The sequence below is a fragment of the Pedobacter sp. NEAU-ZC8 genome (assembly GCF_059278965.1).
Map to the genome: position 1 here is coordinate 167271 of NZ_JCAJXC010000001.1, position 11324 is coordinate 178594.

The 11324-nt window shown below is 45.6% G+C and carries 12 protein-coding genes; 5 read left to right on the forward strand and 7 right to left on the reverse strand.

Going from position 1 to position 11324, the window contains the following annotated elements; translation table 11 throughout:
• Position 1: 1 nt before the first annotated feature.
• Positions 2-808: an MlaE family ABC transporter permease gene (locus AC5WJX_RS00815; protein WP_494482943.1), complete on the reverse strand. Its 807-nt coding sequence runs from the start codon at positions 806-808 to the stop codon at positions 2-4.
• 184 nt (positions 809-992) lie between these two features.
• On the opposite strand from AC5WJX_RS00815, the gene pta reads away from it, so the two are divergent.
• Positions 993-3086 carry a phosphate acetyltransferase gene (gene pta, locus AC5WJX_RS00820; RefSeq protein WP_494482944.1) on the forward strand — a complete coding sequence of 698 codons (2094 nt, stop codon included), beginning with the start codon at positions 993-995 and terminating at the stop codon, positions 3084-3086.
• A gap of 12 nt (positions 3087-3098) precedes the next feature.
• Positions 3099-4247, forward strand: a complete 1149-nt coding sequence (locus tag AC5WJX_RS00825; protein WP_494482945.1) for an acetate/propionate family kinase — start codon at positions 3099-3101, stop codon at positions 4245-4247.
• 67 nt (positions 4248-4314) lie between these two features.
• Here the strand turns inward: AC5WJX_RS00825 and AC5WJX_RS00830 are convergent, their stop codons facing one another.
• Both AC5WJX_RS00830 and AC5WJX_RS00835 read right to left on the reverse strand, forming a co-directional pair.
• Complete coding sequence (locus tag AC5WJX_RS00830; RefSeq protein WP_494482946.1) at positions 4315-4968, reverse strand: alpha/beta hydrolase; 654 nt, start codon at positions 4966-4968, stop codon at positions 4315-4317.
• Between the two features lie 22 nt (positions 4969-4990).
• The gene (locus AC5WJX_RS00835; protein WP_494482947.1) at positions 4991-5926 is read right to left on the reverse strand and encodes a ring-cleaving dioxygenase; all 936 of its coding nucleotides are present in this window, start codon (positions 5924-5926) and stop codon (positions 4991-4993) included.
• A 204-nt stretch (positions 5927-6130) separates the two neighbouring features.
• Here AC5WJX_RS00835 and AC5WJX_RS00840 point away from each other — a divergent pair, with 204 nt between their 5' ends.
• From AC5WJX_RS00840 to AC5WJX_RS00850, 3 genes are all read left to right on the forward strand, one after another.
• On the forward strand, positions 6131-6496 hold the full coding sequence (locus tag AC5WJX_RS00840) for a hypothetical protein (protein ID WP_440429985.1): 366 nt from the start codon (positions 6131-6133) through the stop codon (positions 6494-6496).
• 93 nt (positions 6497-6589) lie between these two features.
• Complete coding sequence (locus AC5WJX_RS00845) at positions 6590-7123, forward strand: ferritin (RefSeq protein WP_440429984.1); 534 nt, start codon at positions 6590-6592, stop codon at positions 7121-7123.
• Positions 7124-7134: 11 nt separating this feature from the next.
• Complete coding sequence (locus tag AC5WJX_RS00850; protein WP_494482948.1) at positions 7135-7311, forward strand: hypothetical protein; 177 nt, start codon at positions 7135-7137, stop codon at positions 7309-7311.
• A 22-nt stretch (positions 7312-7333) separates the two neighbouring features.
• Here the strand turns inward: AC5WJX_RS00850 and AC5WJX_RS00855 are convergent, their stop codons facing one another.
• From AC5WJX_RS00855 to AC5WJX_RS00870, 4 genes are all read right to left on the reverse strand, one after another.
• The gene (locus tag AC5WJX_RS00855) at positions 7334-8122 is read right to left on the reverse strand and encodes an SDR family oxidoreductase (protein ID WP_494482949.1); all 789 of its coding nucleotides are present in this window, start codon (positions 8120-8122) and stop codon (positions 7334-7336) included.
• A 3-nt stretch (positions 8123-8125) separates the two neighbouring features.
• Positions 8126-8380, reverse strand: coding sequence for a YtxH domain-containing protein (locus AC5WJX_RS00860; protein ID WP_440429982.1), 255 nt, complete (start codon positions 8378-8380; stop codon positions 8126-8128).
• A 90-nt stretch (positions 8381-8470) separates the two neighbouring features.
• The gene (locus AC5WJX_RS00865) at positions 8471-9766 is read right to left on the reverse strand and encodes a GntT/GntP/DsdX family permease (RefSeq protein ID WP_494482950.1); all 1296 of its coding nucleotides are present in this window, start codon (positions 9764-9766) and stop codon (positions 8471-8473) included.
• A 1-nt stretch (position 9767) separates the two neighbouring features.
• Positions 9768-11267, reverse strand: a complete 1500-nt coding sequence (locus AC5WJX_RS00870; protein WP_494482951.1) for a gluconokinase — start codon at positions 11265-11267, stop codon at positions 9768-9770.
• Between the last annotated feature and the right edge of the window lie 57 nt (positions 11268-11324).

Consider the following 11324-nt stretch of genomic DNA (forward strand, 5'->3'; position numbering starts at 1 on the left):
ATTAGGATCTGAATAAACCAAAGAACTGAACAGAGATCACTTCCTCAATGAAGATCAGGAACATGGAAATAACTACAGCAGAGTTGGCGGCTTTTCCCACGCCTTCGGTGCCTTTGGAGGAATTATAGCCCTGGTAGCAGCCCACAACCCCAATGGTGAATCCAAAGAGGATGGCCTTCACTGTTGATGCCGTTATATCCAGAAAGGTAATTTGTTCTAGAGAGGACTGGAAGAACAGTTTAGCACTGGTTTCTTCAAACATAGCAACGTTCAGGAGCGCACCAAGCATGCCGATCAATCCGGTATAGAAGGTAAGAATGGGGATGGTGATGGTGGCGGCAAGTACGCGGGTTGCAACCAGAAATTTAAAAGGGTTGGTTGCCGAGACTTCCATGGCATCGATCTGTTCGGTTACGCGCATGGAGCCGAGTTCCGCTCCGATGCTGGAACCCACTTTACCAGCAGCAATTAGTCCGGTTAAAAGGGGTGCAAGTGTTCGCAACAGCGCGATACCCACAAGGGAGGGAAGCCAGGATGTTGCGCCAAATTCTGCCAGTGAGGGCCTGGACTGTTTGGTAAATACAACTCCAGTGATGAAGCCTGTGGTTGAAATCAGCAGGGCAGAGCGGTACCCAATCTCGAAGCATTGTCGCAGTAGCTCTTTGCCCTCAAAGGGTGGTAAGAATGCTTCTTTAAAGAACCGGGCAATAAAGCTGTATACCTCAGCCAGGGTGATAAACATCCTCGAAAAAATTCCGGGTTTTTTATCAACCTGCTCCGGTACGACGGGAGTTTCAGTGTTATCCATTCAATCAATTTTCTTTATCCTTACACGCCATTATCAAAGCATGCGCCAAGAATCGGTAAATATATTAACAGTATTGCAAAACATTGTAATTTGAACCTAATAATGCCTGCTGCCGGGAAATACCTCCTTTAAACTGGCCGGAATGGCAAAAAAAGTGCATATTGCCCACTATAAACATCTTCTCATGACTAAGAACATTTTTATAGCTTCCGCAGAACCTTATACCGGAAAATCAGTCATCGCCTTTGGCTTAATCAACATGCTTCTTTCAAAAACGCAGAAGGTTGGTTACTTCAAACCCATCATCACGCAGGAAGATGCTGACCACAAAGAACAACACATAGAAGCAATTTTAGATTTCTTTAATTTACCAATTAATTACAGCGACACTTTTGCGTTTACTGGCCAACAAGTATTGCACCAGCCACAAACGGAGAATAGCAGTGAGATCATCGACACGATCATCAGCAAATATAAAAAGGCAGAAGAAAACTATGAGTTTACGGTAATTGAAGGCAGTGACTTCCTTGGTGAGGGCACCGCTTTCGAGTTTGAGTCGAATGTGCTTATAGCTAAAAACCTGGCCGCACCGGTGCTAATTGTAGTTACTGGTGAACATAAATCTACGGCCCAGGTGGTAAACACCGCGGTCAACATCTTCCGGAATTTTTCCTCCCGCGATGTGCAAGTGCTTGGGATGGTGGTAAATATGGTGAAGCAGGAAAATGTGGAAGATGTTAAGCAGTTGCTGCTTGCACAACTTCCTGCAGATATCATGTTAACGGTGATCCCGATGGAAAGCGGATTACAAAGTCCGACCATGCAGGAGATCACAGAAGCACTAAACGGAAACGTCTTATTTGGGGAAGAGCTGATGTCTAACCAGGTCGACAACTTTGTGACCGGCGCAATGATGCTCCCTAATTTTCTGAACCACATCAAGGAAAATGTGTTGATTGTGACTCCAGGCGACCGTGGTGACATTATTATTGGTGCTTTACAGGCCAATCAGTCGACAAATTACCCTAAAGTCGCTGGGATTGTGTTAACAGTTGGCAGTATTCCGGACCAACCGGTTATGAAGTTGATAGAAGGTCTGCAAACGGTGATGCCGATCATCAGCGTAAAAACGGGGACTTTCGAAACCAGCAATGCGATTGGGCATATCCACTCCAGAATTACAAAAGACAATAAGAAGAAGATTCAGCTTGCCATACAGGTGTTCGAGAAATATGTGGATCTGAAGGCATTGGATGATAAGATCATCACCTTTACTCCGGAAGGCATCACACCCCATATGTTCCAGTATCAACTGGTTAAAAGAGCGAAAAGCATTAAAAAACATATTGTATTACCAGAAGGTAATGACGACAGGATATTGAAAGCTGCGGCCAGGATCATGAGCCAGGATCTGGTAGAATTGACCATTCTTGGAGATCCGACAGAAATAGGGTTATCGCTGAAAAGACTGGGCCTGAACTTGGATTTAAGTACCATTCATATTGTAAATCCAAAAACTTCAGAGCACTATGACGACTACGTACAGACGCTTTATGAATTGAGGAAAAATAAGAATGTAAATCTGGAGATGGCTACGGATATGATGACCGACGTTTCCTATTTCGGCACCATGATGGTGTATAAAGGGCATGCGGATGGTATGGTGTCTGGGGCGGTACATACTACGCAACACACGATCAGACCAGCCTTGCAGTTTATTAAAACGCGTCCAGGGGTGTCTGTCGTTTCTTCGGTGTTTTTCATGTGTTTACCTGAGCGTGTCGCCGTATTCGGGGATTGTGCGGTAAACCCGAATCCAACAGCAACGGAGTTGGCAGAGATTGCAATTTCTTCTGCGGAGAGCAGCATCCGGTTTGGCATTGAGCCGAGAATTGCGATGTTGTCTTATTCTTCCGGAAGTTCCGGTGCAGGAGAGGACGTTGAACGTGTACGTGAGGCGACAAACATTGTACGCGAAAGAAGGCCGGATCTGAAGATTGAAGGGCCTATACAATATGATGCGGCTGTAGATCCCGCTGTAGGACAGCAGAAGCTTCCAGGCTCTGAAGTTGCCGGAAAAGCAAGTGTGCTGATTTTTCCGGATTTAAATACCGGTAACAACACGTATAAGGCAGTTCAAAGAGAAACCGGTGCATTGGCTATAGGGCCAATGTTGCAGGGATTAAATAAGCCAATTAACGATTTAAGCAGGGGTTGTACCGTGGATGACATTTTTAATACCGTTGTCATTACTGCAATTCAATGCCAGGAAGTATAATATAATAGTTAGATGAAGATCCTTGTGATTAACTCAGGAAGCAGCTCCTTAAAATATCAATTTTTTAATATGCCTGCTACCGACCCCCTGACCACGGGTTTAGTGGAAAGAATCGGTCTGCCGGGTTCTACGGTAACAAACCATGGTGAGGCGCTCAAAGAAGTGTTGAATGCTTTAAGTGCGAAAGGGATCATACATGGCCCTGACGATGTTGATCTGGTGGGGCACCGCGTGGTACACGGTGGGGAGAAGTTCTGTCGTGCCACGGAAATCACGCCGGAGGTAAAAGAACAGATCAAAGCCTTATTTTCACTTGCCCCGCTGCATAATCAGGTAAGTTATACCTGCATTGAAGTTGCTGAACAAACCTTTCCTAAAGCGAAGCAGGTTGCTGTCTTTGACACTGCGTTTCATCATACCTTGCCAGATTACGCGTATCGTTATGCGATTCCAAAGTCGTATTACGAGGATTATGGTGTTCGGGTTTATGGCTTTCATGGTACCAGCCACAAAAACGTATCCAAGCAAGCAATGGCATATCTTGGCAATCCGGATGCGCGGTTAATCACCTTGCATCTGGGCAACGGCTGTAGTGTAGCCGCGGTCAAAGCAGGAAAGTCTATAGAAACCAGCATGGGGTTCGGGCCTTTGAGTGGACTCGTTATGGGCACCCGTTCGGGCGATATTGACCCATCGGTGGTGTTTCACCTCATTGATCAGGAGCAGTTTACCGTGGCTCAGGTGAGTAATTTATTAAATAAAGGGGCGGGGCTACTAGGTATGGCCGGTTCAAACGACCTGCGTGACGTTCATAAGCTTGCGGACCAGGGTTCGGAAGAGGCCGCACTTGCCCTAAAGTTGTATGCTTACCGGATCAAGAAGTTTATCGGTGCTTATGCGGCGGTATTGAACGGCATAGACGCGGTGGTGTTTACCGGCGGCGTAGGAGAGAATGACAGGGTTATGCGGGCCATGGTTTGCGAAGCACTGGAATACCTGGGCATAGCGTTCGACGAAGAGCAGAATAAAGTTGCTGGCGGACAGATCTTTGAAGTCAATCAGCCTAATGCAAAGGTCAAAATACTTGTAGCGAAGACGAATGAAGAGCTTGAAATTGCAAATGAGTGTTTTGCACTTTTTCAGCCGGATCTAAGTCATTAAGCTGCATACCCAATCATTAAAAAAGGCCAACATTTAAGTGTTGGCCTTTTTTGCTGTACTTGTATATTTAAACGTGCTGAATAGGCGTCTGAAAAATCACCTTGTTTGCAAGCTCAATTTCCTCGTCAGTGATGTTGTGTGGTTTGTTGGGGTAAGCAACCACTGTAATCCTGGCATTCATCCTTTCTAACAGGCAACCAGAGTCTTTGACGCGTTTAAGCGGCACATGATGATCGGGGTTACTGGTAGAGATCAGGATCGGTGTTTGCGCAAAATCACCCATATAGGTGGTTTGTTCCAAAACTTCACCAATCAGTCCGCCGGTAAACGCAACCACACCTGCATAACGTTCGGCATTTCTGCTGACATACTCCAAGCTCAGGCAAGCACCCTGGGAGAAACCCAGAAAGTAAATGTTGCGTTTCGGAATGCCGGCGGCAGTTATTTCCGCTACGAGGCGGTGTATCGAGGCGAGTGCCAGATCCAGTGCCGGTTGATTGAACGCCAGCGGTGCAATGAAACTTGCCGGATACCACGTATTCCCGGGCGCCTGCGGTGCAAACACCGCGGTATGTTCGGGCAGCTGAAGTTCGGCGGCCAGTGGCAATATGCCCGTAGCACTCGCACCACGACCATGGATCATGATCAATGCACTTTTAGCCGTTGCCAGCGGGGTTCCCGCTGCAGCATACTGATTATTTTTAACTTCCATTTTACTCATTTAAGATCGTTTGAAAATTGTGTTAGTCGAGCTTTGGCAAGACCGCTTCAATAGCAGACCGGTGTTCTTCATATTGTGCCGGTAACAGCAGATGTTGGCCTAGTTCCTCCTTGCTTTCATCGATCATAAAGCCCGGGTTGTCTGTCGCAAGCTCAAAGAGTACACCTCCAGGTTCGCGGAAGTAGAGCGAATAGAAATAGTTTCGGTCAATTTTTTCCGTGATGTTTAAACCCATGGCGCTGATTTTATTCCGGTAGTACATAAGCGTTGCTTCGTCCTTTACCCGGAAGGCCACATGGTGTACAGAACCGCCTGCGACAAGTCCAGCTGCTTCACCAGGTGCTTCCACAAGATCGACTATAGCAGCTTCCGCAACTGTATCTGTAACGAATCTGGACCGGTTCACCACTTGTTCCTGTAATTGGTAGCCCAGAAGTTCAGTTAAGACAGCAGCAGTTTTTTCAATCTTATTGCTGGTAATGGTAATGTGGTGAAAGCCGCGGATGGCATGTGCCGCCGAAACGTCAGCTGTAGTCCATGGCACTCTGGTATCCTGCTGCTTTGCAACGGTAAGCTCAAACTTCAAGCCGTCCGGATCAAGGAAGGTGAGATACTGCTCCCCGAATTTCTCTGCAACCTTATTGTATATGACGTGGTGATCATCAAGGCGCCTTTGCCAGAATTCCAGGCTACCAGCAGGAACGCTGTACCCAATCTCAGTGACCTGTCTGGTACCTCTACGCCCAGCCTGGATCCCTTCCCAAGGGAAGAAGGTTAGAATGGTGCCCGGTGTTCCTTCTTCATTGCCGTAATAGAAATGATAGGTATTTGGATCATCAAAATTCACTGTCTTTTTAATGAAACGAAGCCCAAGTACCTTGGTGTAAAAATCATAATTGGTTTTGGCTTTCCCCGCAATAGCGGTGATGTGATGAATGCCTAAGATTTGATTTTCCATGTTGTTTTGTTTTGATATTCAAATTTACGGCTTGTAAGACAGCGAGATCTTATCATATCGTAAGAAATAGTGCGGCTGGTAGGAACGGCGTTTTTTACCTCGCGCTTTTCTTAATTAGAATTGTTACGAATAGAATTCCAGATAATTGATCTTTAGTTTGGATTAAATCTAAATAATGCTAACATTTGTACATAATCACATTTAATGAAGCCAAATACATACGTCCCTTCTTTAAACTGGAATAAAGTGTACGGAAATACTTCCGGAACCATCTATCAATCCGATGAGGAGAAATGCTGGTTTATTGATTTTGCGGGGAAAATTGCACGTTTTGATTATCGTAACATCTTAAAGCTAAAAAAGGCAGTTTATAACATTGATATTGAGGCCTTGCTCCTGAGCAATGATAAGTCTGGGGATCTTGAAATCATCTTCATTTGTGCCTGCGACCATTGTTATGTGTTGTCGTTGATGGAGATCATTGCCATTAAGGATCTGCTGCAAGGTACTTTTGTAATGCTGGAACTAAATCACATTATCCAGGACCGGTTACACCGCGTAATTGCTTAATCTTCTTTAGACTGCTTCCATATTTCTAATAAAAATGTGTTAATAGATTTGTAGCACTATTTTTGGTTTAAATCAGTTTTAAACACAAGGAATATGAAAGATATCATGCGCATTAAATGCTTGCTTTCTGCAGATGTAGAAGTATTGCTAAACCAACAGATAAAAAAAGAAGCACACTCATCATCACTATATCTTGCAATGGCTTCATGGTGTAATCGCAATGGATTTGATTATTCAGCAGATTACTTCTTCAAACAAGCAGAGGAAGAGCGAATGCATCAATTGAAGTTCTATAAATATGTACTTGACATGGGTGGTGTAGCAATTTCTCCTGAAATTACCAATATCAAGAATGAATTTAACAGCTTTAGAGAGGTTTTTGAAGAAGCATTGGAACAAGAAGTTAACATTACACAGTCTATTAAGAACATCGCAGCTCGCTGTTATAAAGAATCTGATTTTGTGACTCTTGAATTCCTGAACTGGTTCTTCAAAGAGCAACGTGAGGAAGAATATAAAGCCAGACGTGCGCTGGAGCTGTTCGAAGTTATTGGCGAAGAAGGTACCGGAAGATGGGAAATTGATAAGCATGTTGGTAAAATTGAATATACCAGTGAGGCTGAATAACCAGAACGATTTTGTCAAAGAAAGATAAATCTGAAAAAAAGGATTCCAAGAAGGAATTGAAAAAGGTCCTTACCAAGGAGATCCTTAAAGATTTAAAAATAAAGAAGCTTAAGAAAAAGTGCTGTGAAAAGTATAAAAAGGGCAAGCGTTGTAAAAACTGTCCTTTGAATCCCGCACTGTTTTCTTAAGCTTTTTTTATTTCCTCAGCGGTTAGGCCAGGCTAGGTGTTCTTCCACCATCAACTGGTATACTAACCCCATGTACATAGGCTGCCGCCGGACTTGCTAGAAAGGCGATAACGTTGGCCAACTCTGAAGCCTGACCAAATCGTTTCAATGGTATGCTTGCTTTTAATGCCGCTTCAACTTCGGCTTCACTCTTATTTTCTTTTGCTGCTGTCCCGGCAACCAGGCTGCTAAGTCGTGCAGTTTCCGTAAGGCCAGGAAGTATATTATTCACGGTAATGTTATAAGCACCAATTTCATTTGCCAAGGTTTTCGCCCAGGCGGCAACTGCAGCTCTGATGGTATTCGAAACGCCCAGACCAGCAAGGGGTGTTTTGATAGAAGTCGATATCACATTGATGATGCGGCCATAGTTAGCCTCGCGCATACCAGGAAGTACAGCATTTACCAAGAGCTGATTATTGATCAAATGTTGCTGGAAAGCCGCTGTAAATTCATCCAAGGCGGCGTTTTCTATCGGACCTGCCTTCGGTCCTCCGGAATTGTTCACCAGTATATGAACAGGCTGGTCGCTTACGATTTCTTCAATGACTTTCTGCACGGCATGCGTATTTGAAAATTCCGCCACCTTATATTGGTGTTGCTGACCTGATGCTGCTGGGATTTTTGTTAACGCTTGCTGGAGGCTTGCCTCATTCCTGGCGATCAATATGCAGTTTGCACCAAGTTCGGCGAGTTCAACTGCGGCGGCAAAACCGATTCCTTGTGAGCTTCCACAGATAACAGCAGTTTTGTTTAGTAAAGAAAGGTTCATAGGCTATTTGCCAATAAGCTTGGCGCGTTGTTGTTCAAGACGTTCACGAACGGCGTATTTCAGTCCATCCTTGAAGTTATCCAGCAGGTTGTACTGGTTTTCTGCATTGTCGATCAGGGTATCGCTGAAGTTGGTAAAAAAGAGATCTATCTTACGGCGTGAATTTCTGCCTTTCGTTGGCGCGAACAAAATTCCTAAGGCTGCACCTACAGCCACTCCCGCTAAAAGATTTACAATCACTTTTGAGTTGTCTTTCATCTTTGATATAGATAAAGGCTGTTTTTGCGCTTTACGGCTGTTATTGAGCAATTTTAAGGCCAAATCGGCCAATCTATTCAGTTTGATACGTTAGTAAATGAAGTAGTTCAAGATCAGAACACCGACAATGCCGAGTACCGAAACGATGGTTTCCATAAGGGTCCAAGTTTTAAATGTTTCCTTAAGACTGAGTCCGAAATACTCTTTAAACATCCAGAAACCCGTATCATTGACGTGTGAAAACATCAGACTACCCGCACCTACAGCCAACACCATCAGCTCTGGTGATGCACCTGCAACAACCAACGGCACCACCATGCCAGAGGCTGTAAGTGCGGCAACCGTCGCCGAGCCAAGTGTTACCCGCAGTAATGCAGCGATTAGCCATCCCAGGAAGAGTGGTGAAGCATTGATGCTGTTCGCAAGGGTCTTTACATCGTCTCCGATACCGCTGTCTACCAATATCTGTTTAAATGCACCGCCGGCCGCAATGATCAGTAGGATCATCGCAACGCCTTTAACCCCTTCGGTGCAGGAGTCCATTGCTTTAGCGATAGGAAGGTTTAGCATCAGCAAGGTGATGAACAAGGCAATCAATAATGCAATGGTAGGGTCGGATATAAAGATGAAGAAGGCCCTGGCAGGTCCATCTGCAAAGGCTAGTGTACCCAATGTACCTGCGGTGATCAACACTATGGGTGACAGCGCAATGATAAAGCTTTTAAAAGCCGGCGGCAGCAGATGCAGGTCATCAAAGGTAATGAGCTGATCTTGATCGGCGGTTTTATCCCTCTTGATGATCATTCGCGGAAAGAAAATTCCAGCTGCTATAGCGATGGGGATGCTGAGGATAAATCCATAAATCAGCAATTTCCCAATGTCGGCATGGAAGATACCGGCAAGTGCTACCGGACCAGGGTGCGGCGGTAAATAGCCATGGGTAACAGAAAGTGCCGCCGCCATTGGAATACCGACGTAGAGCTTCGGCAGCTTTGCGGCACCAGCGATTGCAAATACGAGTGGGATGAGCACCACGAAACCGGCATTGTAGAAAAGCGGAATGCCGACCAGGATCCCGGTAATCAATACAGCCCATTGAATATGTTTGGCGCCAAACAATCTGATTAAAACCACCACGATGCTCTTCGCGGCACCACTATCTTCAGCAAGTTTACCAATCATGGCTCCAAGTGCAAGGACCATGGTCATACTGCCCAGCGTACTGCCGATGCCATTGTTTACCGAGGTCATCACCTTAAGTATTGGCATGCCTAGCATTAGTCCGGTCGCAATGGAGGCAATAAGGAGGGCAAGCATGGGGTTGATCTTTTTGATGATCAGGATAAGCAAGATGATGATGCCTGCAAGAACGTAAAGGAAATCCATATTAGAGGGCTAAGCTTTTAAGGGTATGCATAACTGTTTTCAGGTCGTCGTAAAGCCTGCCGTAAACAGGCTGAAGTTTCTTGTACACCTCATGCTGGCTGTAGTCGGGCATGATGGTTTGTGTTTCCTGGGAGAGCTTCTCCTCCAATTCCGAATTTGGATGTAGCACCCGGGCCGCAAGTATGATTGCGCCAATAGCGGAGGCATCGTCGGCCTGAACCACAACCAGCTTTTTGCCGGTTACATTGGCAAGTACCTGCATCCACACGGGCGCATTGAGGAAGCCGCCGCTGATATTAAGTTGTTTGATCGGCATGGTGGCCTGTTCAACCGCAAGAAGTACCTCATTGATAGCCATGCAAACACCTTCGAGTACAGCCCTGAAAAAGTGCTGCTGACCGTGGTGCAGTTGCAGACCCACAAAATTCGCGGTTACGGCAGTGTCCCAGATTGGTGCCCTTTCCCCGGTGAGGTAGGGGACAAAGATCAGTCCGCCCGAACCTGCCGCTGTCGCCTCTATCTGTTTGAAAAAGTATTCATAATCCGCTTCGTCTGGCTCTACTTTATTCAGGAATTTCTCTATTGCCCAATCAATGGCAATACCTCCATTGTTCAGCGGACCACCGCAGACGTAGGTTTGCTCGTCGAGCAGGTAGTTAAAGGTCATTGCTTTGAAATTGTATACCGGTGCATTTGCCGTAACGCGGACGGCTGCACTGGTGCCTATAGTCAAAGCAGCTTTGTAATCGTCCGTCACGGCGCTGCCCAGGTTGGCGCAGCAGCCATCACTGGAGCCTATAACCACGGAAATTCCCTGATCCAGCCCAAGGCTGCTTAAAACTTCAGGATCGTCAATTTTCCTAGAGAAATTGGTGTTTACCGGAGTGGAAAGCCTGTCGGCTGTAATGCTTGCAATCTCCATGATCTCCGGACTCCATTGCAGTTTGATGATATCAAACAGCCCGGTTGCAGAAGCAATACCATAATCTATTTCGAAGGTGCGAAAGAGCTTGAACCAAATGTATTCTTTGATAGAGATAAATTTATGGCTTTGCTCGAAGAGATCCTTGTTGCTGCCTTTTAGCCAGAGCAGTTTACTCAAGGGAGACATGGCATGGATCGGGGTTCCGGAGGTATTATAAATGAACTCCGCTTCAGCACTTTCACGAAGTATTTCCGCCAGCGCTTCACTTCTGGCATCAGCCCAGGTGATCATGTTGTGCAGCGCCCCTCCATTTTGGTCCACCGGTATGAAGCTATGCATGGCACTACTTAAGCTGAATGCTTCAGGTGCATAGCCCATTTTTTGCATGGTGTCTTTGATACAGCCCCTAAAACCTTTCCAGATATCTTCCGGATTTTGTTCACTATAGCCTGGTTCGGGGTTTAGGGTGGGATATCCACATTGTGACACATTCAATACATTTCCTTCCAAATCCATGGAAACAGCTTTGGTGCTGCCTGTACCGATGTCAATTCCAACAATATAGGGTTTACGCATGCAATTATATTTGGTTTCGGTCACTAATATATAAAACTGTTGTTTAAACACGCTCTT

What these genes read in the sequence shown, in the direction of transcription:
- AC5WJX_RS00815 (WP_494482943.1), bottom strand. Translation starts at nt 808, where the DNA reads ATGGATAACACTGAAACTCCCGTCGTACCGGAGCAGGTTGATAAAAAA.
- pta (WP_494482944.1), top strand. Translation starts at nt 993, where the DNA reads ATGACTAAGAACATTTTTATAGCTTCCGCAGAACCTTATACCGGAAAA.
- AC5WJX_RS00825 (WP_494482945.1), top strand. Translation starts at nt 3,099, where the DNA reads ATGAAGATCCTTGTGATTAACTCAGGAAGCAGCTCCTTAAAATATCAA.
- AC5WJX_RS00830 (WP_494482946.1), bottom strand. Translation starts at nt 4,968, where the DNA reads ATGAGTAAAATGGAAGTTAAAAATAATCAGTATGCTGCAGCGGGAACC.
- AC5WJX_RS00835 (WP_494482947.1), bottom strand. Translation starts at nt 5,926, where the DNA reads ATGGAAAATCAAATCTTAGGCATTCATCACATCACCGCTATTGCGGGG.
- AC5WJX_RS00840 (WP_440429985.1), top strand. Translation starts at nt 6,131, where the DNA reads ATGAAGCCAAATACATACGTCCCTTCTTTAAACTGGAATAAAGTGTAC.
- AC5WJX_RS00845 (WP_440429984.1), top strand. Translation starts at nt 6,590, where the DNA reads ATGAAAGATATCATGCGCATTAAATGCTTGCTTTCTGCAGATGTAGAA.
- AC5WJX_RS00855 (WP_494482949.1), bottom strand. Translation starts at nt 8,122, where the DNA reads ATGAACCTTTCTTTACTAAACAAAACTGCTGTTATCTGTGGAAGCTCA.
- AC5WJX_RS00860 (WP_440429982.1), bottom strand. Translation starts at nt 8,380, where the DNA reads ATGAAAGACAACTCAAAAGTGATTGTAAATCTTTTAGCGGGAGTGGCT.
- AC5WJX_RS00865 (WP_494482950.1), bottom strand. Translation starts at nt 9,766, where the DNA reads ATGGATTTCCTTTACGTTCTTGCAGGCATCATCATCTTGCTTATCCTG.
- AC5WJX_RS00870 (WP_494482951.1), bottom strand. Translation starts at nt 11,267, where the DNA reads ATGCGTAAACCCTATATTGTTGGAATTGACATCGGTACAGGCAGCACC.